The sequence below is a fragment of the Vibrio tetraodonis genome (assembly GCF_003350295.1).
GTDB lineage: Bacteria > Pseudomonadota > Gammaproteobacteria > Enterobacterales > Vibrionaceae > Vibrio > Vibrio tetraodonis.
Genome location: NZ_QLYY01000023.1, coordinates 83829 through 103143 on the forward strand (window position 1 = coordinate 83829; position 19315 = coordinate 103143).

Sequence of the window (19315 nt, forward strand, 5' to 3'; positions counted from 1 at the left end):
TAGGTGAAATTCTCATATTGACAAGTGAATTTTCTCATTATGAGAGGCACTGCGACCAATTAACCTGCCTATTAACATCTAGAGCTAAGTGATGATGGTTAATTGATAGTTTCATTTAATTTTATTCTCTTTGAAGCTACTCCAATCATAGACGGTTATGGTTGAAATTTATGTCTCGTATTAAACAATAAAACTTTAGCAATTCAAACAAGGTCGGGCATATGTATATCAAACTCAGTTATCTCACCATCGCTTTACTATCGGCATTTCCATGCAGAGCTGACTCTTTCGATATCGATCGAAAACACTTGCGGATTATGCTAGCAGGTTACTATGACACTGACGTTGATGTGAGCCAATATTGGAAGAGTGAAAAGCTTGACGGCATCAGGGCCATTTGGGATGGTGAAAATCTAAGAACTCGTAGTGGCCTTAAATTAAGTCCTCCTGGTTGGTTTACAGAGTCGCTACCCGATTATCCTGTAGAGGGAGAGTTATGGGCAGGGAGGGGACATTTCAATGTCGTTCAAAGTACGGTCTTAGACAAAACACCCGTTGAAACGGCATGGCGAAAAATACACTTTATGTTATTTGATATGCCAGATTCACCAGCAAGCTATACGGACAGGTATGTAGGAATTATGCATTTGGTGAATTCGCTTCAAGTTGAACATATTAGATTCATAGAGAGTACGCCAATTTCTTCCGAACAAGACCTAAGTGCATACTTCGACCAGATTAATGCGGTTGGTGGTGAGGGTGTGATGTTGAGAAAGTATAAAGAAAAGTATCAAAGTGGCAGAGGAGAACAATTGCTCAAAATGAAGCAGTATAATGACGCTGAAGCAACCATAGTTGGCTATAAAATGGGTAAGGGTAAACTAGAAGGTATGGTTGGTGCCTTGTTAGTTCAGTTGGATTCCGGTATACAGTTTTATGTTGGTAGTGGACTTAATGACCAGCTAAGGGTAGTGCCTCCAAAGCTGGGAACCACGATTACCTTCAGACATAATGGTTATACTCATAAGGGGATTCCAAAGTTCGCTCGATTTTTGAGAGAAAGGGTAGAACCTACAACTTATTAGGGCCAGAACGACAGCGTTTGAAAAGCTTTTGCCAATATTCAACATGAGATAAAGTGGCCTCTCTAAAAGCTTGATGGTATTTTTTGATCGGGTATTGGTATTCTGGATGACCTATTTCTGCAAAGTTGAGGAAGGGTTCAAGATCGTAATATACGCTGTTCACCTTAGCGATATAAGGTTGAACTTCGCCAATGAAAAACTTGTTAAAAATGTTTTTTAAATACTTAAATTGAGTTCTATCTCGGTTTTTTTCGCATTTGATTAAATGGTCATACTGTTTGAGCTGCCTTGTCACGATTGGGAGCATTTGGCTGATGTTCAGCATTGAGTAGCTGAGCTGACCAATAACGTCATACTTATCCAAAGTTTCTTGATAAGGTGTGAGAAATGTTACCTCTGCCGAATTATCAATCTGGTCCGTTTCTGAAAGGGTTTTATTTATACTTTGGACGGCTTTTAATATGATGGTGCTTTCTCTAGGCCCATCGATAGCTAGAGGCGAAGAAGATTGCAACTGATTCCTCATTGCTTCACTACTATAGAGAAGGTTAGATAGGTGCAGTGGGAGCTCTGCTGATTTTTGCTTGTGAATTTCGGTTAATTGAGATTGTAACTCTTTGGACAAGTTAGGACTTTTTATACAAGTACTGAGACCACGCACTAGTGCTATTTGGTAATCATAATTGCGAAATTGATCTTGTACCTTTCCGAGAATTGAGTTGCGCTCTGCTATTAGGGAAAACAAGCCACATTTTCTTAGCTCATAACTATCAAGTAAGCCAATACTGGTTGTCGGTATATCAATCAGTAATTTTCTTTTTGTGGGCAATGCTATATTTTGGCTTTGGGGTAAGTTAAAGACTGGGCGATCTTGAATACTAGCAATACGAGCTATATAGGTTTCTATGGTTTGGTCCATTGTATTACCTCCAAAACCACAAGATGTGATCATGGAGGAAGTGAAGACGAGGATAAACAATCTTTTGGCTAGCAAAGCTCTATTCAGTCTCAATTTTTGTGGTTAACCCTTTATTAGTCGTTACTTTGTAATACAGCAAATCGATCATTTTTCTGCAAAACTTAACTGAACTTTGTCGGGCTGTTTGTGCATCCAGTGTAGCCTAATTCCCAGCATAAATGCGGCTGAAGATAAGCCAATGATAAAGCCAATCCAGAAGCCTTTTGCTCCCATAGGTTCCACAATCCAGTTTGTCATGCCGAGAAGATAACCCATAGGTAGGCCCAATATCCAATAAGCAATAAAAGTGCGATTGAAGATAGCCGCCATATCCTTGTATCCACGTAATGCTCCAGCAGCGACGACTTGAACTGCATCAGTAACTTGATAAAGTGCTGCAAACAGCAACAATTGCATTGCAATTGTGATTACAGCTCGGTTGTCGGTATAGAGTAGAGCAATGAATTCACGACATGATACCGTCAAAAACGCGGTGACAAGAGCCAGTACGACTGATAACCCAATAGCGACATGTGAGGCTATAGTGGCGCCTTGGACATTACCTTCTCCCAAATTATGACCTACACGGATACTGGTTGCTGCACCTATGCTCATAGGCAGCATGAAGATAAGCGAGGAAAAGTTCATTGCCACTTGATGCGCCGCGACAACGAGTGAGCCCAGTGGAGCAACAAGTATTGCTACAACCGCGAATAACGTGACCTCAAAAAAGAGCGCGGCAGCAACTGGAAATCCGAGTTTGAATAGTCGTTTTAGTGACGGTAAGTGAGGTCGATAGAAGCGATCAAATAAGCGAATGTGCGCGACTCTTTTGGATGTAATAATGTAAGCAAGTAATAGAAAAAACATTATCCAATAAACAATCGTAGTCGCTACACCACATCCTACACCGCCTAATGCTGGAGCGCCGAATTTTCCATAAACAAATACCCAATTTAGAGGGATATTAAAGATGAGACCAATAAATCCTATCACCATTGCAGGCTGGGTTAATGACATGCCATCAGTGAAACTGCGAAGAGCTTGAAATAATAGGAATGCAGGTACGGCAAATATAACAGCATGCATGTAACCTTCGGTCTTATTCGCCATTAGTGTTTCGACATCCATCCACTCCATGATCCTTGGTGTTTGAAATAAAACCGCAATGATAGGTATCGAAATCACGATAGCTAATATGCCTCCTTGCTGAATCTCAAAGGGGATTTTCACCTGTCGTCCAGAGCCATTAAGTTGCGCAACTACAGGAACTAGAGCCATTAGCAGTCCCACACCGAATAAAATCGAAGGTAGCCAAATGCTTGAAGCGATTGATACGGCAGCCATATCAATCGCACTTACTCCACCAGCCATCACAGTATCAACAAATCCCATACCTGTTTGTGCGACAGAGGCAATCAATACAGGGGTTGATAACTTAATAAGCTTAATGATTTCTTTCTTGTAGAGATGCACTTAAAACTCCTAAAATATGCGATGAAACTCTGGTTCCGTTAGATTTGAAAGTCAGCTTGCGGCGCTATGTTGGTTAACAATTTTAGGTTGGGCAGTCATAAAAATTTGAATGGAATGATAAATTATTGTTACGCTAACCACCACCAAAACATCAAAATTGCTAGTGGATTCTTATCAATGCTACAAAGCCTAGTGAGTTGGATAAAGGTTAAAAGATCTGTTCATCGTCGGCATCGATAGAAAGCTCAACCCTATCAAACTGTTCGTTTATCACCATGTCTAGATGAATGGTATGGCAGCATGCAGGACAGTCTTCGTAAAAGTCCTGACTTCCATTACTCGTATCTAAGCTGATACTGACGGAATGTCCACAATGAGGACAAGATACTCTTTTTTCGGTATGTTGACGCATAATTCTCTCCGGCACAACAATAATGAGAATGATGCATTTGAGTCATTCTAAACGTAAACCCGAGCTGTATTTACATCTCTAGTGTTCGATGAAAAACAAAATGCATCTACACGTTCATTACATAAAGCATAATAGGATGAATGAAGAAAGCGAGTTGAAATAAGCCTTAAACTAACACCGACCCAATAAGGGGTTGAGTCTTTTAGACTATTCGTTTTTCAAGATTTCACCATCGGTGAGAATCATGGGGTTAGTAAGATAGTATGCGACTTATTGATGATTCACATTGAGCCAAATATGATCCGCCAAACTGATTGTAATGGTTTAATAGGTGATAGAGATTGTAAATATCTTTTCGTTCTTCATAACCCGAACCTAGAGAGAAAATACTTTCATAACCCAGATAAAAGTCTGGGTGAAATTTAGAAAAGAGTTCAGTCATCGCCAAATCACATTCTCTATCTCCCCAATAGCATGCTGGGTCATAGCAAATTGGGCCAAATGGTGATGTCGCAACATTACCGCTCCAAATATCACCATGTAGAAGAGATGGTCGAGGCTGATGACCTGCCAGTCTATCTTGGATTAGATGGGTAAACTCCCCAATGTCTACAAGTGTTATGCCTTTTTCCTTCATAAGCTGAAGCTGCCAGCCAATGCGTTGCTCAGCAAAGAATCGGCTCCATTTCTTATCCCACTTATTGGGCTGCAAAGTAGCGCCTATGTAATTATCTTGATCAAAGCCATACTCCTTTTGCTCTCCCCATTGATGAAGGGTCGCAAGCTGTTGACCAAATCTGTAACTATTATCAGCATCATCCAAAGGCTTCGTTGGAAAATAATTGAGGATGAGAAAAGCGTGATCCTTAGATTTTCCGGTTAATATATGTTCAGGGATTAAAACACTCTCGCTTTGCCTCAGAGTGTGGATATTGTCTGCTTCAATTTCAAAATTTGAGTAGAAGTCTCTTTGGTTGATTTTTACAAAATATCTCTGCTCGCCATCACTTATCATGTAGCAATTGTTTATGTCTCCGCCATGAATGGGGCTCTTTTCGACAATATTAAAAGAAAACATAAGTGTCTCGGACAATTGATCTGCAATAGCTTGCCACATATCTCGAACCATTATGGTTAACATGATGCTGACATTGTAGGATAAGCGAACACGCTATTCTTAAGCCGATAACAAAAAATTCAACAGTTTAACCACGCTTATTCGATAAATTGACTATTGTGTGATCCCTATCATGCTATTGGCTAGCAATTCGAAAATACCCAAAACAGTAAGCCAGAAATTTGCAAACAAATAAATACGCCTGAATCGAGGTGCTGCCTTCTCTCAGGTAACTAGTGCCTTTGGTTTTTCCAAATATGTTTACGGAGTTGGGTTGTGAAAAACCATTGATATGTCTTAGTATTAGAGAGTGAATTAGAAATACAATAATGAATGGAGAACGACAGTGGTTGTTGAAACCGATGGCTACCTTGCACTAATTGAACACCTGGCTTTTAATCTCGACATTTTCTCGTCAGAAGATGGGGACACTGGCGCAGAGAGTATCGAAGATGTGGTGACTGACATGGTAGCTAGCAACATTATGACCATTTTTGAGCAGAATCCGGAGCTCCATTCCACGGTGCGCTTCCAGCTACTAAAAGAGGTCGATTCGGTTGTCGACGATCTGAGCGAAGTGCTCGCTGGTGTTTGGTCAAAACCAGCCACAAATGAACAAATTACGTTTCTTGACGAGCTTATCGCCCTTCTAAAAAATTTGTTTGATTCCGCGGTAGCAAAATACGATTGAGAATAGTCTGGCTTACCACTAATTCAAAGCTGTGTCTGGTGTTGAATAGACTCGTCTGAAATGCCAGAACTTTGAAGCCCAATAAGGGTTGTCTAATCTGGATACAATGACGCCTTTTGATGTTGATGCATGTACAAAACGCTTTTGGCCAATGTAAACCCCGACATGGCGTACAGAGGGCGAAGTTTTGAAAAACACTAAATCTCCCACTAGTGCATTCCTATATTCTATTCGCTGTCCCACTTTAACCTGCATGTCTGTTGTTCTTGGTAAACGTATGTTCAACACGCTTGAATAGGTTTTTTGGACAAAAGCTGAACAATCTATACCATATCGGCTGTTTCCCCCAAATTGATAGGGAACACCAGCCCAATCTCTGTAAAAACTAAGCAGATTATGTTCAAGTTCACTTGTGATTGGGGAACTCAATGAACCAGAGTTGGTATCGATTAGATGCTCATTTTTTGTAGGCGATGTGCACCCTAACATGATGATCATGAATGCTATTGGTGTTAACAGCTTTATCAAACTATCCATGTTAGTCATTCTTATCCGTTTCTGAATGGTTGGGTGAGCATTTTATCAATTCTTTGCTCATTCGTTGTTTGAAACTTTGCTACGCCAATCTCCATTTTCTTATGACCTAACTCTGGTTGAGGAATGTGGGTATCAAACCACTTGTCCCAAATAGACAAGAAAAAGCCATAATTAGAATGGGTTTCGCTTAAATTTTGCGAGTGATGTACTCGGTGCATATCGGGCGTGACAATGATTTTACGCATTAAGAAGTCCACCTTTTTTGGTAGGCGAGCATTACTATGATTAAACATGGCGCTAGCATTGAGTGTGATTTCAAAACACACGACGGCCATGGGAGAGATGCCAAAGACGATCACTGTGAAAATCTTAATCCACATCGAAATGATTATTTCTATTGGATGAAATCGAGTACCCGTTGTCACATCAATATCTTGATCGCTATGATGCATTCTGTGTAGCCTCCATAACCAAGGCACTTTATGAAAAACAATATGTTGGGTATAGATTACGAAATCAAGTATCAGTAGGCATAGGATAAACTCAGCAAATGTTGGTAATTGGAGATACTGCATTAATCCCCACTGATGTGTTTGTGCGGTAACGGCGACATCAAAGGCAAGGATAGGCATAAATATGGTTAGGCATAGAGAATTAAATGACACTAGGCCAAGGTTGTTTAACCATCTAAACTTTTTACTTTGGCTTAGCGTTCTCCTAGGTTTCTTCGACTCCCATAGAGCACAGAGTATTAAAACGACAACGAATATACTCAGCCGAATAGTATCTGGGGTATCCATGAATTGATTTTTCTCCGGTCGTGTATTTCCAATATCCCACTTGCCATGTAAACTTGGCCTTCTTATTTATTATCCATCAATTCTCATGAGAATCCACGCGTATCATCATTTGTATGAACAGCGTTTGTTATCTTCCACTCGGGCGTATCAAGCCAGGGGTAGCAAGGTTAAACGATGCTCATTTTGTCAAGTAGCGCATACTCTCTGTCTATGTCCCCATCAGCCTAATGTCGACACAGATGTTGCCGTGCTTTTGCTCTTTTCAAGTAATGAAGTGTTCAAGCCAAGTAATACAGGGCGCTTAATCCTTGATACGGTAAAAGAAGGGTATGCGTATCAATGGAGCCGTACAGAGCCACATCAGGAGCTGTTGGATCTTCTGATTAATCCTTTATACCAGCCGTTAGTGGTGTTTCCACAAGACTATGTAGAATCCAAATATCGCATCATCAGGGATGAAGACATAGGTCAGTTAAGTGATAACAAGAGAAAGCCATTACTTATTTTTTTAGATGGAAGCTGGAGAGAGGCGAGGAGAATGTTTAGAAAATCGCCTTACTTAGATAACCTACCAGTGCTTTCAATTTCTCCGCAGTCACTTTCACAGTATGTAATGAGGCGTAGTGACAATGAACAACATCTTGCTACGGCGGAAGTCGCGAGTGTTGTATTAGAGCAATTGGGAGAACATTCGGCAGCTAGAACATTAGTATTGTGGTTTGATGCTTTTAAAGAGAGCTATTTGATGAGTAAAAGTCAAACAAAGTCAGATACACAAAGGCCGAATCTACAATATTACCTTAGCTATGAGAACGTATGATAAGAGATGTAAAGGCCTTGAAAAGTTGAAGTTAATGCACAAATAAGTACGGTATCACGGATTGTAGGCCCATTGATGTAGATAATAAGAAAATTATCGAATTTAGACTGAGTTTTAGGAGAGAGGTAATGTTCTACGGTTTTGATGTTGGAGGCACAAAAATTGAGTTTGGTGCTTTTAACGATCAACTAGAGCGTGTTTCAACTGAACGCGTTGCTACACCGACAGATGACTATCAGCTACTTATTAGTACCATTGCAGAGCTGATTGAGAAATACGATAAGAAATTTGGGTGCAAAGGCAGTATCGGACTTGGGATCCCGGGAATGGAGTATGCCGATGACCAAACGGTGCTAACTGTTAATATTCTAGCCGCAAACGGCAAACCATTGCGTAAGGATTTGGAAGCGAGAATCGGTCGTCAAATTAAAATAGAAAATGACGCCAACTGCTTTGCTCTATCCGAAGCGTGGGACAAAAGCCTTGATAAGGAAGAATCCGTTCTCGGACTTATTCTCGGTACTGGGTTTGGTGGTGGCATAGTACATGACGGTAAAGTGTTGTCTGGCCGAAACAATGTGGCTGGAGAAGTCGGGCATACGCGACTGCCTCTTGATGCTTGGCTTTTTCTCGGAGAAAATGCACCTTTATTTGGCTGTGGATGTGGTAAAAGCGGCTGTTTAGATAACTACCTATCTGGACGCGGCTTTGAGTTACTCTATGCGCACTATTACGGTGAAGAAAAAAAAGCGCTTGATATAATCAGTGCATATCAGAGTGGGGAAAGTAAAGCAGCAGAGCATGTAGATCGCTTTCTGGAATTGTTGGCGATTTGTTTAGCTAATATTTTTACTGCTAATGATCCACATGTTGTTGTTTTAGGCGGTGGGTTATCGAATTTCGAGGTAATATACCAAGAAATGCCCAAACGCATTCCTAATTACCTGATGTCGGTTGCTAAATGTCCCAAAATTATAAAAGCTAAGCACGGTGATTCAGGTGGTGTTCGCGGTGCAGCGTTCCTAAATATCAAGTAAAAAAAGAGCTTGCTAAGGCAAGCTCTTATCAGACTATTTATTTGCTGTTAGAACCAATGCCTCGATTCTCTTTTTGCGCAAGAGTGATCTTCTCAAAGCCTAATTTTCTAAAATGATTGTCTCGAAAGTTACGCACTGCCTTTGTGTCTGATACGGCTTCAATTTGCTGTTCCATCTTCAGGAATTCAGAGATGTCTATCCCTTCAGCTTGAGCAACTGCTTCATGAATGTTGTGGTGTTGCTGGTAAGAAAACGTCAGTGTTTTGTTCTTACCTTTGTATGTGTATTCGATTGTGCGTGCCATAAGTATCTCGGATGGTTGTAGAGCTTAAAACTGCTCTTATTAATTTATATTTTGCACTTAAGTAAGCTAATTGTCACTTTCTCTGAACATCAGCTGAGAGATTGGTGTTCTTTTCTGATGTCTGCTTAGAGCCTTTGTTGTGGTGTGTTGTCTAAAAAGTCCTTTAGCTCTTTTGGTGTGTTTAAATTGATAAAGCAGTCCGGTTCATCACTAAAGTCGACAAATTGAGTGTTACGTTCTTGATAGAAACGCTTCATTTTTCTCTCTCCGGCGCTCAAAAACTAGACTAACCTGCCCAGTACTTTTTATGATAAAGAGAGAAAACTGGTTGTGCCGACTGCCCATCGTGAGCAACGAGTATTTCAGATTCTTCCTTTACTGCGGAGCAAAAACGCTCGACCAGATTTTCTGTTAACGCAGGGCAATCGCAAGGGGCAAAGCCAACCCAATCTTTTTTTGATTCACATAAGGCCGCATGAATTCCTCCCATTGGTCCAAGGAAACCTTGCAAATGATCTTTGATGACAGGAGCAAATTGCGAGTAAAACTCGACATTCTGATTGGCACTAATCCTTATGTCTGAGGTTTGAGCCGACAGACGTTCGAACACATGTGCTATCAGTGGACGACCGTTAAGCAGAATAAGCCCTTTATCTTTTTCGCCCATACGTTTGCCTTGTCCGCCAGCTAAAATAACCCAACTGGTGTCTTTTGGAAGAAGCATAGTAGTCCTCATACTGACCTGAACTTATCGAGATTTTTATCTGCAAAGTAAAGTGATAGAGAAATGAGTTTATCACTCGTGGCTCGACCACAGGTTGATTGTTGTCAAAATAAATACTGTTAAATATCAATTAATTATATCTATTCTGGCTCGTTTTGAAAATTTTTTTAAAAAAAGTGTGTTTTTAGTGCATCCAAAACTCACCCTAGTGCGTCTCTTGTATGAAACCTTTTAAAGCTAAGGAGAATACATGAAGCTTAATATGAGCTTAGCCGCTTTGACATTGGCAGTGGTCAGCACCTTTTCTGTCGCGTCGCCTAAACTTGACCCATCGATTAAACATCAGCCTAAAGATGGCGTTATAAATGTGTATGGTCCTGGTGGTCCTGACACAGCACTTCGAAGTGCAGCGAATGCCTACAGTGAAAAAACAGGCGTGCCGGTAAAAGTCATCGCAGGTCCAGAATCTAAATGGACTCGTGATGCACAGAAAAATGCAGATTTGATTTTTGGTTCTTCAGAGCAATCTATGAGCGCATTTGTTGAAACCTATCCATTTATAACCGATATGGATGTAAAACCTGTTTATCTTCGCAGAGCTGTTATAGCGGTACCTAAAGGTAATCCTAAAAATATCAAAGGAATTCTAGACTTACTTGATAAACCTTCTCGTATTGTCGTGACGGAAGGCTTGGGAGTATACAACACATCAGGGACAGGTGTTTGGGAAGACATTGCAGGACGTAAAGGCTCTTTGGCTGATGTGCAAAACTTCCGCAGTAAGATTATTGCTTATGCCAAAGGCAGTGGAGCAAGTTTTAAGGCATTCCAAGAGCAGAAAGCCGACGCTTGGATCACATGGATTCATTGGCCTTTAAATCATGCTGATAAGGTTGATTATGTCGAGATTGAACCAGAAAGGCGTATATATCGAGATTTGACGTTAGCTAAAACACGTGGCGCAGAGCCACAAACTCAGGATTTCATCGATTTTGTAAATAGCGAACAAGGTAAAGCTTTCTTTACTCGCGAAGGTTGGACTCAATAATTAAGGAAACCAAATAATGAAAAAGTTAATGATACCTTCACTTCTAGTTGTACCTATGGCTTACGCAACGGCATCTTCTAATACGACCGAAACTTCAGTAGGTGAAGTGTATGTGGATGGTGCAGGTAAAACGCTTTATACCTTCTCTAAAGATCCTGCTGGGGAATCTGTATGTACAGATAAGTGTGAGACCTTATGGCCACCTCTACTTATTAACGATAAAGCGAGTAGTCAGTTTTCGAAAAGTTCAGAGTTTAGCCAAGTGATTAGGAAAGATGGCAGCAAGCAATGGGCATTAAATGGCAAGCCACTTTATCGATGGTTCAAAGATCAAAAAGAGGGTGATATTGATGGCGCTGGTGTTAAAGGTGTATGGCCAGTTGCACGCGCTGATGATGTTGCAGTAAAACTTTATAACGATGGCAACCGTCGATACTTAGTTGATGATAACAACTTGACGCTATATACCTTCGATAAAGACAAGAACAATCAGTCAGTGTGCTACGGTGACTGTGAAGTGAAGTGGCCGCCCGCTTATGTTGACTCAGATTTAACGCAAAAAGGTATCGACAACATTAAGCTAACTGGAGGATTTGGTGTTACCAAGCGCAAGGATGACACATACCAGTGGACTTTTGAGGGCAAACCGCTTTATCGTTGGTTTAAAGATTCCCAAGCTGGTGAAACAACTGGCGATGGTGTCAAAAATGTTTGGCATCTGATCACTCAATGAGGAAAAAGTGAGCGACGATAAACATCAAATAGGTTCACTGCTCTCCAAAATAGCGCTTCGAGACCGAGAGGCTTTCGAAGCGCTTTATCAGTTAACCAGTACAAGATTATTTAGTCTTATATACAATGTGGTCAAAGATGAACATATCGCCGCTGACATTTTACAAGAAGGTTATGTAAAGCTCTGGTATAGCAATAATGAGTACGTATTGGATTATCCTTGGGCTTGGCTCTGCCAGATTATGAGAAACATGGCCATAGATGAAGTCAGAAAACGAGAGCGTCGCAAGGAAGAATTGACTGAAAATCTATTAGAAGATGCGATTCAGCTTAGCGAATCAAAGACCGACTCAGGCTTGAACTATTGCCTTCAGTCTCTTGCTGAAGAGAAACGAAATGCAATTGTATTGGCGTATCAACATGGAATGAGCCATCAAGAGATCGTCGAGTATGTGAAGACACCTCTAGGTACAGTTAAATCTTGGATTCGTCGTGGGTTACAGGAATTGAAACTATGTTTGACAAGATAAACAGTAAACGATACCAAAATCCCCAACTGAGAGAAAAACTGGCGGGTGAATACGTACTTGGTACACAAACATCCAGAGTGCGCCGCAGAATGGAAGCCTTAATCAAGGCGGATCCGACTTGGTGGGTTCATATAGAGCAATGGCAGCAACATCTGTCAGGCCTCAATCCTAGTTCTGACCTTAACGCTTCTACTAACACCCTCAAAAAACCTTCCAAACGGGTATGGACCAATATTGCCAACAGCACTTTTAGATTAGGCAAACGTGAAAAAAGTATCCGCTGGTGGTGGCTGCCAACAGGTATGGCTTTCTCTTTATTCGTGGGTATATTTTTACAACCAACGCTTACACAGCCTCCCTCGAACATAAATATCGCCGAGGTGCGTCCGGCAAGTTATTTGGCAATGATGTCATCAGATACACAAACCAATCATTTTGCATTGGTTGCTTATCAGGGAGATAAACCCGGACAGTCCAGCTTGCGTATGCAAAGAAACCTATCGATGGACAAGATCTCTCAAAGCAAAGCCATGGTTTGGATGCGCGATAATTCAACAGGTGAATTGAAGCTAATAGATAGCTTGCAAAACATTAATGATATTCGTTATATGTCACCGAATGAGTGGAAAATGTTAAAGAGCAGTTCAGAGTTACTCGTGACCGCAAATAGAGATCCGAATAGCGAGGTTCTTTATCGTGGTCGATGTGTTGAGTTAAGCGATTGGCGAGCAATTTGATACTGATAGCATGATTAAAACCTGACCCAGCCTTTTGGTGTCAGGTTTGAGTAGTAATTAGGCTGCAGAAGAACAAGTTGGAACAATTGATGTAGTTCATAGTTTCAATTTGGTACAATCCCCCGCAAATCATATACGAACATATTTTCTCTACTAAACTGAGTTGGAGAAAGGGGGATAGTCTTATCATAAGTACCAACAATATTACGCAGCAATTTGGTGCAAAACCGTTATTTGAAAACATATCCGTCAAATTTGGTGATGGAAACCGCTACGGTTTAATAGGCGCCAATGGATGTGGTAAGTCTACCTTCATGAAGATTTTAAGCGGTGAGCTCGACCCAACGGGTGGTAATGTCAGTTATGACCCAAATGAGCGCGTCGCTAAGCTGAATCAGGATCAGTTTGCTTACGAAGAGTTCACTGTTATCGATACCGTTATCATGGGCTTTAAAGAACTATGGGAAGTTAAAAAAGAACGTGACCGCATCTATTCCTTGCCTGAAATGACAGAAGAGGACGGCATCAAAGTGGCCGAACTTGAAGTCGAATTTGCCGAAATGGATGGCTATATGGCCGATGCCAAAGCCGGTGAGTTACTGCTGGCGGTAGGCATTCCTGAAGAGCAGCACTATGGATTGATGAGTGAAGTCGCACCGGGGTGGAAGCTTCGTGTTCTGTTAGCGCAAGTGCTATTTGCTGACCCACATATTATGCTGCTCGATGAGCCGACCAACAACCTTGATATGGATACCATTCGCTGGTTAGAAGACACGCTCAACCAGAGAAACTGTACCATGATCATTATTTCTCACGATCGCCATTTCCTAAATTCAGTATGTACACACATGGCTGACTTAGATTACGGTGAATTACGTCTGTTTGCTGGTAATTATGACGAGTACATGGTCGCAGCTACTCAGGCTCGTGAACGTTTACTGGCTGATAATGCTAAGAAGAAAGCTCAAATTGCCGAGTTAAATACATTCGTCGCGCGCTTTTCTGCCAATGCTTCTAAGGCTAAGCAGGCCACTTCTCGAGCTAAGCAGATTGACAAAATCCAGCTAGAAGAAGTGAAGCCATCGAGTCGCCAGAATCCGTTTATTCGTTTTGAGCAGTCTAAAGAATTATTCCGTAATGCTTTAATTGTTGAAAACTTATCTCAAGGTTACGAAGAGGATTTGTTCTCAGACTTCAACGCTATTTTTGAAGTGGGAGAGCGGGTTGCCATTATCGGTGAAAACGGTGTCGGTAAAACAACATTACTGAACACGCTTGCAGGCGTATTGGCACCGCGTACTGGTGAGTTCAAATGGTCTGAAAACTCTAACATAGGCTATTACGCTCAAGATCATGCTGAAGAGTTTGCTGAAGACATGAACTTAATGGACTGGATGGGCCAGTGGCGTCAGGCTGGTGATGACGAACAAGTCATTCGCGGTTTCTTAGGACGCATGTTGTTTGGCCAAGACGACATTAAAAAGTCTGTTAAAGTACTTTCGGGTGGTGAGCAAGGGCGAATGCTTCTCGGCAAGCTTATGATGCACAAACCGAACATGTTACTGATGGACGAGCCTACCAACCATATGGATATGGAGTCCATTGAATCTCTAAATACGGCGCTTGAGCAATACAAAGGCACGCTTTTCTTCGTATCTCACGACCGAGTGTTTGTGGACTCGCTGGCGACTCGTGTTCTGGAAATTAAAGAGGGTAAAATTAACGACTTCCGTGGCACTTACTCGGAATTCCTAAAATCGAAAGGAATTGATGGTTAACCTTTCCTGTATTAATTAAAGCCTCGCATATGCGAGGTTTTTTTGTATTTGGGTGGTTTATGGAGGCGTAGGGGAAGAACAAACTCTTATATTCAAAAAAAGAAATACACATACAGGTGTTTTTCCTTTTATAAAACATCTATGCCATTTTCCTACTTAGAGCAGTTGCTCTTCACTAAACAAGCTAGGAACTAGAGGGAGTACCGAAATGTAAAGCAAAGTGTAAATCTTGTAAGAAGCCCATTTACCCCAGAAAAGAGCCATTGTCTGGTGATGAGCGCCTCTATCGTGAGGGCGATTTTTTGTTGGAAGAACTTAAAGCGCTAGCAGATGTATGGTGGCATGATAGGTATGAAGCTAATAAGGGCGTATTAAATGCACGTGAAAAGTTAGCAAAAGAATGGAATCTTGATGAAGCCAATGTGTCAATTGCAGTAGCTAGATGGAGAAAGTCTCATACTAACTCCATCTAGCTACTGAAAAGCAAGTTTGGGATCTAGTTGATTCGGCAGTTCTACTCACCCTAGCTCCTTAATTTGGCTATGTGCATCTTGAAGGTCTTTTAATAAATGTATAACCCCTTTTATAACAGAGTCCTTCTGCGTTTTATAACCCTTTTCTTCACTTTTAATTGGATGTGCAAAATCGATAAACTTTACTTCTGGCTTCTCATATTTAACCTCAAATCCATAATCTCCAATCGGATTTTCAGGTATAGCAAATAATATACTACCACCCACAAAAGTGACTTTTTGTTCATCAAGAAAATGCATCTTTTTAATTAGGTCAGTGTGTAAATCCTTGAATAATTCTTCCCGATATTTCTCAGGGGTATTCAAAAACATATTTTTAAAAGATTCAGTTGTTACCGTTCTATTTAAATCAACTTTTGATGTTGCTTTGAAACCCTCAAGTCTATAATATGATGTTTTAGATGAAGTTCTAGAATCAATAAAGTGATGATGCTTAAACTCTTTAAAGCTAGCTCTAAAAGATGATTGTCTATGATTCCTTTGTAATTCATTGCTCAAAGCAGTCTTCTTTCCAAGCTTGAAGTCATAATATGCGACGTTTCCTGCTGTTTTTATTTCTGAGCCAATAACTGGCATTTTCACCACAACTTCATTATCCTTTCTTACTCTAAGTGGAAGTTCTCATTATCCTTTCTTACTCTAAGTGGAAGTTCTTTTGACTTCTCTAGTGAAACGGTTTCTACTGCTGGTGTTGAATCTCTGTCAGTTTTGAGTGATTTGATTCCTTCTTGCTCTGCTGGTGATATTATCTTATATATCTCCTTACCATCTATATAAAAATCTTTCGGATGACCAGCTGCGACATCTAAATTTTTTAAAACTCTTTCATCTTTTAATTTTCCTTTGAAAACATTAATATTTTTGTCTTCTATATAAATGGATAACTCGATTTCATCGTTTATATATTCTGCAGAAAATTTATCCTTATATCCTTCGGAACACATGTATTTTAATTGTTCAAAATTTAGAAGCTTATTATTCTTATTAACTTCGTAATCATGGAATATTGAATATAGTGCATCTTTCGCTTTTTCTTCGCTAGAAAACCAATCTTTTATTCCACGCCAAACATCCTCATGATTTGCTTTTTCTTTAGAATGTTCTTCTATTCCATTCTCGAGTCTGGACTCACTTATAACCTGATAAGATGTGCCAATCACGTTCGACGGCATAGCTACCTCACTTTAGTATTAATGTTGATGTTATAGTCTTTTCCTATTCGAATGCCCATGCAGTCTCGTAGATTTAGGATATTAATTGTTTTTGATATTTATATCAACTAATTCTATAGATGCAGAAAGCCTCGGATTTACCCGCAGATGAATGCCTTTGGAGACGGTATGATGGATAAATACAATATTACACCTTGTCTCATAGTGTCTATTACGCGAAATATCATGCAGTTCCAGTAACCAAGTACTGTTGGAAAATCATGAATCCTAGCATGTGTCTCTACATATGGAAGGTTATTTCAAAGTTACTTTGTCAGTAGCGTAGGCGTGAATGAACAAGTAATAGCGAATTACGTTAGACATCAGGGCAGAAAAGGATTCTGGTCAACTCCGCATGGAGTTGTAACAGTAAATACATAGCTAATAGATGCCAGTACTAAGAAAATAAATCATGCGCTATTCAAATAGCCTTAGCTCATTACCAACCCGTAAAGAATCGAAAGGTGCAGAGTAGGTTGACTGAATCTTGTGAATTTCTCTAATATCCAGCAACTTAATGAACTCGTTTTTCGGCAGAGCAATTAGTAAGTCGTTGTTAATAGGTAAGTTGATGCCAAAGTTCCCCAAGATAACGTGCCACGTCAAAAAGTTATAGCAGGCTGGCTCGTTTTTATGTGACGGAGAAATAAGAAATTTGATATATATTCTTTAATTTTTATTTAGTGGGTTATGATAGGCTGGCGATAAAACGAGCCAGCTTATTATTAATAATGCTAAGCTAATCGAGAGAAAAATGTCAAATCAAAGATTAAGAGAGCGTCTTAAAGAGCCTTTGACAGAAACTACACGAAAAGTGCGCAGAAACTTACTTGCTAGCGCTTTTGTTGGAATTGTTATCATTAAAGTTGGCTTGGTACCAAAAAATATTTCAGCGTTTGGTATCGAGTTTTCAGAAGCAAATCAAGAATCATTGCTTGCACTTATTGCTGGAATTACTTGTTTCTATGCAGTTACTTTTCTTGTTTATATAGCTTCCGAGCTAACAGCATGGAATATTGCACTACGAGCTGAAGAAATTGACAATATGATGCAGTATGAAGAGCGTGTTGTAAAGTACGAAGGTGACATGCAGATGGTTGAGTCGTTTGCTCGTAAAGTTAGTCACTTGAGTATAATTGCCAAACCAGTTTTCCTGACTCGTCTTTTCATTGAAGTTGGTTTACCCCTAGGCATCTCTCTTTGGTCTATGAAGATCGTGTTGGGATATTAGCCTAACAATAAATTTAAGAGTGATTCACAACGCTTGGCGCCATCACTCTTTCTCTTTTCTAGTCAAAATAGCCACCCAGAAAGAGGTGGCATTGTTAATACTAGATTATATGATTTAAAGCAGTTACTTCTTACAACTCAAGTGAAAAGGCAGAACTAATAACGCAATGACAAGGCCATAAAATAGAGGTAATAGTGCAACGCTCAACCCTACAAATACTGCCTCTGAATCAGAATAAGCATTCCCTAGAGTTTGGATAACGCCAATAACCACACCCAAGATACTACTAACAATGGCCGTAAATAAAGCGCAACTCAGTGCTGTAGTACGTGACTTTTGATAACCTACACCCGTAGCAAGTAAAGTTGGTACCACGACAATAAGCAGACTGGTTAAATCGATAAATTGAACAGGGTCGCCTAAAGACGCTACATCGTTAACAACCAGTATCGTTGCGACGACAAAACTAATATGTATTAGCCATTTGATCATGTTTACCACCAATACCCGAACATAATTGAATTTGGATCTCGTGGTAACTTAAGCATTGATTCTTTGTCTTGCATGTAACGGCGCGTAAAGTTGCGCTGCTTTGCTCCAGCAGATGGTAAATCACTTATCGCCTCGATGAGCCTTTTTACCTGCGGGTCACTTATTGGAGTCCCTCGTTCCAGTGCTTCACGTAATTCAGGAACCAACACCTTATACCATTTATTAGCATCTTGTTTGCCAGATACACGCCCATAAATCTGCTCAGCAGCAGATGAAAGAAGAGAATTTGCCGACATAAAACCTCATAATATTTGTGATTCTTAAATAGGATAACTCTCAATATATCAGCTAATTAAGCAAGGAACGAAGTTCACTTACATCAATTATAAGCTTGATTTCATAACTGAGAGATTAAGCCCAATTTTCCAATTTAGTAAGACCGCCAAAATACTTCTATCAAATACTTTCGGAAGCGTGCAGTTAATTCTTAGGGGTTCTGAGATGGTGAAGAGGGACCTAGTACCACTTGTGACTCATGCTATACAGAGTCACAAGTGCTAATGTCAACGGATTAAGCAGCGACCTTATCAGCAATGAGTTCTGCCGTTTGAGCTAATATCCTGCAGCATTGTGCAAGTGCTTGTTTCTCATTGGTTGTGAGCTGTTCACCGTTCGATGGCACGGCTGATCTTTGCACGATTTCTACCCAGCGTTTTAGTTCATTTAAGTCGTTCATTTTAAACTCCCTTAAGGTGAAAGTTGTATGTAGTGTTCAACAAATTCCGGACACTAACTTAAGCCGATTTTCGGCAGTAACTGGCGATAGCCCATCATTTGCTTGATGAGGCCGTTGCCTATTGTAGTAATCCATCAAGTAATAACTGATATCCTTCTTTGCCTGAGTTTGGGTTAGGTACCCAGTAGTTGGTATCCATTCGGTTTTTAGACTTCTAAATAGCCTTTCCATTGGGGCATTATCCCAACAGTTACCTCTACGACTCATGCTCTGAGTTATGCGATATCGCCAAAGCCTTTGACGATATTTAAGGCTGCTATATTGGC

24 protein-coding genes and 1 pseudogene are annotated in these 19315 nt (G+C 40.4%); 11 read left to right on the forward strand and 14 right to left on the reverse strand.

Annotated features, from left to right (window positions below):
- Positions 1 to 221: 221 nt before the first annotated feature.
- Complete coding sequence (locus tag DPF90_RS17475) at positions 222 to 1085, forward strand: DNA ligase (protein ID WP_114787608.1); 864 nt, start codon at positions 222 to 224, stop codon at positions 1083 to 1085.
- On the opposite strand, the gene DPF90_RS17480 is transcribed toward DPF90_RS17475, so the two are convergent.
- The 4 genes from DPF90_RS17480 to DPF90_RS17495 all read right to left on the reverse strand — a co-directional run bounded on the left by DPF90_RS17480 (position 1072) and on the right by DPF90_RS17495 (position 5048).
- A complete protein-coding gene (locus tag DPF90_RS17480) occupies positions 1072 to 2004 on the reverse strand; it encodes a DUF3080 family protein (protein ID WP_114787609.1) in 933 nt (310 codons plus the stop codon). The two genes, DPF90_RS17475 and DPF90_RS17480, sit on opposite strands and share 14 nt — an antisense overlap.
- Before the next feature lie 144 nt (positions 2005 to 2148).
- On the reverse strand, positions 2149 to 3519 hold the full coding sequence (locus DPF90_RS17485; protein WP_114787610.1) for an MATE family efflux transporter: 1371 nt from the start codon (positions 3517 to 3519) through the stop codon (positions 2149 to 2151).
- Positions 3520 to 3727: 208 nt separating this feature from the next.
- The gene (locus DPF90_RS17490) at positions 3728 to 3931 is read right to left on the reverse strand and encodes a CPXCG motif-containing cysteine-rich protein (protein WP_114787611.1); all 204 of its coding nucleotides are present in this window, start codon (positions 3929 to 3931) and stop codon (positions 3728 to 3730) included.
- Positions 3932 to 4181: 250 nt separating this feature from the next.
- Positions 4182 to 5048 carry a fructosamine kinase family protein gene (locus DPF90_RS17495; protein WP_114787632.1) on the reverse strand — a complete coding sequence of 289 codons (867 nt, stop codon included), beginning with the start codon at positions 5046 to 5048 and terminating at the stop codon, positions 4182 to 4184.
- 346 nt (positions 5049 to 5394) lie between these two features.
- Here DPF90_RS17495 and DPF90_RS17500 point away from each other — a divergent pair, with 346 nt between their 5' ends.
- Positions 5395 to 5739 (forward strand): DUF3802 family protein, encoded by a 345-nt coding sequence (locus tag DPF90_RS17500; RefSeq protein ID WP_114787612.1) that lies wholly within the window; start codon positions 5395 to 5397, stop codon positions 5737 to 5739.
- An 18-nt stretch (positions 5740 to 5757) separates the two neighbouring features.
- Here the strand turns inward: DPF90_RS17500 and DPF90_RS17505 are convergent, their stop codons facing one another.
- Both DPF90_RS17505 and DPF90_RS17510 read right to left on the reverse strand, forming a co-directional pair.
- The gene (locus DPF90_RS17505; protein ID WP_114787613.1) at positions 5758 to 6285 is read right to left on the reverse strand and encodes a C40 family peptidase; all 528 of its coding nucleotides are present in this window, start codon (positions 6283 to 6285) and stop codon (positions 5758 to 5760) included.
- 2 nt (positions 6286 to 6287) lie between these two features.
- Entirely contained in the window at positions 6288 to 7076 is a 789-nt protein-coding gene (locus DPF90_RS17510; RefSeq protein WP_114787614.1) for a sterol desaturase family protein, read from the reverse strand.
- 85 nt (positions 7077 to 7161) lie between these two features.
- Between DPF90_RS17510 and DPF90_RS17515 the strand changes: the two genes are divergently transcribed.
- The gene (locus tag DPF90_RS17515) at positions 7162 to 7896 is read left to right on the forward strand and encodes a tRNA-uridine aminocarboxypropyltransferase (RefSeq protein ID WP_114787615.1); all 735 of its coding nucleotides are present in this window, start codon (positions 7162 to 7164) and stop codon (positions 7894 to 7896) included.
- A gap of 128 nt (positions 7897 to 8024) precedes the next feature.
- Positions 8025 to 8933, forward strand: coding sequence for an N-acetylglucosamine kinase (gene nagK, locus DPF90_RS17520; protein WP_114787616.1), 909 nt, complete (start codon positions 8025 to 8027; stop codon positions 8931 to 8933).
- A gap of 37 nt (positions 8934 to 8970) precedes the next feature.
- Here nagK and DPF90_RS17525 read toward each other — a convergent pair whose 3' ends face one another.
- Both DPF90_RS17525 and mobA read right to left on the reverse strand, forming a co-directional pair.
- Complete coding sequence (locus DPF90_RS17525; protein WP_114787617.1) at positions 8971 to 9237, reverse strand: DUF2960 domain-containing protein; 267 nt, start codon at positions 9235 to 9237, stop codon at positions 8971 to 8973.
- 125 nt (positions 9238 to 9362) lie between these two features.
- A pseudogene (gene mobA, locus DPF90_RS17530) lies at positions 9363 to 9961 on the reverse strand (molybdenum cofactor guanylyltransferase MobA).
- 250 nt (positions 9962 to 10211) lie between these two features.
- Here mobA and DPF90_RS17535 point away from each other — a divergent pair.
- The 6 genes from DPF90_RS17535 (at position 10212) to DPF90_RS17560 (ending at position 15259) form a co-directional block, all read left to right on the forward strand.
- Positions 10212 to 11009, forward strand: coding sequence for a substrate-binding domain-containing protein (locus DPF90_RS17535; protein WP_114787618.1), 798 nt, complete (start codon positions 10212 to 10214; stop codon positions 11007 to 11009).
- 16 nt (positions 11010 to 11025) lie between these two features.
- Positions 11026 to 11742, forward strand: a complete 717-nt coding sequence (locus tag DPF90_RS17540; protein ID WP_114787619.1) for a hypothetical protein — start codon at positions 11026 to 11028, stop codon at positions 11740 to 11742.
- 7 nt (positions 11743 to 11749) lie between these two features.
- Complete coding sequence (locus DPF90_RS17545; RefSeq protein WP_114787620.1) at positions 11750 to 12271, forward strand: RNA polymerase sigma factor; 522 nt, start codon at positions 11750 to 11752, stop codon at positions 12269 to 12271.
- The gene (locus DPF90_RS17550) at positions 12256 to 13008 is read left to right on the forward strand and encodes a hypothetical protein (RefSeq protein WP_114787621.1); all 753 of its coding nucleotides are present in this window, start codon (positions 12256 to 12258) and stop codon (positions 13006 to 13008) included. Before DPF90_RS17545 ends, DPF90_RS17550 begins: the two co-directional genes overlap by 16 nt.
- Before the next feature lie 185 nt (positions 13009 to 13193).
- Positions 13194 to 14786 (forward strand): ABC-F family ATPase, encoded by a 1593-nt coding sequence (locus DPF90_RS17555; RefSeq protein ID WP_114787622.1) that lies wholly within the window; start codon positions 13194 to 13196, stop codon positions 14784 to 14786.
- Between the two features lie 263 nt (positions 14787 to 15049).
- Entirely contained in the window at positions 15050 to 15259 is a 210-nt protein-coding gene (locus tag DPF90_RS17560; protein ID WP_114787623.1) for a hypothetical protein, read from the forward strand.
- Positions 15260 to 15304: 45 nt separating this feature from the next.
- Here the strand turns inward: DPF90_RS17560 and DPF90_RS17565 are convergent, their stop codons facing one another.
- The gene (locus tag DPF90_RS17565; protein WP_240314540.1) at positions 15305 to 15895 is read right to left on the reverse strand and encodes an inositol polyphosphate kinase family protein; all 591 of its coding nucleotides are present in this window, start codon (positions 15893 to 15895) and stop codon (positions 15305 to 15307) included.
- A 26-nt stretch (positions 15896 to 15921) separates the two neighbouring features.
- Positions 15922 to 16491 carry a hypothetical protein gene (locus DPF90_RS17570; protein ID WP_114787625.1) on the reverse strand — a complete coding sequence of 190 codons (570 nt, stop codon included), beginning with the start codon at positions 16489 to 16491 and terminating at the stop codon, positions 15922 to 15924.
- 793 nt (positions 16492 to 17284) lie between these two features.
- On the opposite strand from DPF90_RS17570, the gene DPF90_RS17575 reads away from it, so the two are divergent.
- A complete protein-coding gene (locus tag DPF90_RS17575) occupies positions 17285 to 17761 on the forward strand; it encodes a hypothetical protein (RefSeq protein ID WP_114787626.1) in 477 nt (158 codons plus the stop codon).
- A gap of 123 nt (positions 17762 to 17884) precedes the next feature.
- On the opposite strand, the gene DPF90_RS17580 is transcribed toward DPF90_RS17575, so the two are convergent.
- From DPF90_RS17580 to DPF90_RS17590, 4 genes are all read right to left on the reverse strand, one after another.
- On the reverse strand, positions 17885 to 18253 hold the full coding sequence (locus DPF90_RS17580) for a MotA/TolQ/ExbB proton channel family protein (protein ID WP_114787627.1): 369 nt from the start codon (positions 18251 to 18253) through the stop codon (positions 17885 to 17887).
- Positions 18254 to 18255: 2 nt separating this feature from the next.
- Positions 18256 to 18549 (reverse strand): hypothetical protein, encoded by a 294-nt coding sequence (locus DPF90_RS17585; RefSeq protein ID WP_114787628.1) that lies wholly within the window; start codon positions 18547 to 18549, stop codon positions 18256 to 18258.
- A gap of 275 nt (positions 18550 to 18824) precedes the next feature.
- Positions 18825 to 18989, reverse strand: a complete 165-nt coding sequence (locus DPF90_RS20370; protein ID WP_205395203.1) for a hypothetical protein — start codon at positions 18987 to 18989, stop codon at positions 18825 to 18827.
- Between the two features lie 36 nt (positions 18990 to 19025).
- Positions 19026 to 19315: integrase core domain-containing protein (locus tag DPF90_RS17590; RefSeq protein WP_162814014.1), on the reverse strand; the 290-nt coding region annotated here is incomplete at its 5' end.

Coding starts and splice junctions, on each gene's coding strand:
- DPF90_RS17475 (WP_114787608.1), top strand. CDS start 222: ATGTATATCAAACTCAGTTATCTCACCATCGCTTTACTATCGGCATTT.
- DPF90_RS17480 (WP_114787609.1), bottom strand. CDS start 2,004: ATGGACCAAACCATAGAAACCTATATAGCTCGTATTGCTAGTATTCAA.
- DPF90_RS17490 (WP_114787611.1), bottom strand. CDS start 3,931: ATGCGTCAACATACCGAAAAAAGAGTATCTTGTCCTCATTGTGGACAT.
- DPF90_RS17495 (WP_114787632.1), bottom strand. CDS start 5,048: ATGTGGCAAGCTATTGCAGATCAATTGTCCGAGACACTTATGTTTTCT.
- DPF90_RS17505 (WP_114787613.1), bottom strand. CDS start 6,285: ATGACTAACATGGATAGTTTGATAAAGCTGTTAACACCAATAGCATTC.
- DPF90_RS17510 (WP_114787614.1), bottom strand. CDS start 7,076: ATGGATACCCCAGATACTATTCGGCTGAGTATATTCGTTGTCGTTTTA.
- DPF90_RS17515 (WP_114787615.1), top strand. CDS start 7,162: ATGAGAATCCACGCGTATCATCATTTGTATGAACAGCGTTTGTTATCT.
- nagK (WP_114787616.1), top strand. CDS start 8,025: ATGTTCTACGGTTTTGATGTTGGAGGCACAAAAATTGAGTTTGGTGCT.
- DPF90_RS17525 (WP_114787617.1), bottom strand. CDS start 9,237: ATGGCACGCACAATCGAATACACATACAAAGGTAAGAACAAAACACTG.
- DPF90_RS17535 (WP_114787618.1), top strand. CDS start 10,212: ATGAAGCTTAATATGAGCTTAGCCGCTTTGACATTGGCAGTGGTCAGC.
- DPF90_RS17540 (WP_114787619.1), top strand. CDS start 11,026: ATGAAAAAGTTAATGATACCTTCACTTCTAGTTGTACCTATGGCTTAC.
- DPF90_RS17550 (WP_114787621.1), top strand. CDS start 12,256: ATGTTTGACAAGATAAACAGTAAACGATACCAAAATCCCCAACTGAGA.
- DPF90_RS17565 (WP_240314540.1), bottom strand. CDS start 15,895: ATGCCAGTTATTGGCTCAGAAATAAAAACAGCAGGAAACGTCGCATAT.
- DPF90_RS17570 (WP_114787625.1), bottom strand. CDS start 16,491: ATGCCGTCGAACGTGATTGGCACATCTTATCAGGTTATAAGTGAGTCC.
- DPF90_RS17575 (WP_114787626.1), top strand. CDS start 17,285: ATGTCAAATCAAAGATTAAGAGAGCGTCTTAAAGAGCCTTTGACAGAA.
- DPF90_RS17580 (WP_114787627.1), bottom strand. CDS start 18,253: ATGATCAAATGGCTAATACATATTAGTTTTGTCGTCGCAACGATACTG.
- DPF90_RS17585 (WP_114787628.1), bottom strand. CDS start 18,549: ATGTCGGCAAATTCTCTTCTTTCATCTGCTGCTGAGCAGATTTATGGG.
- DPF90_RS20370 (WP_205395203.1), bottom strand. CDS start 18,989: ATGAACGACTTAAATGAACTAAAACGCTGGGTAGAAATCGTGCAAAGA.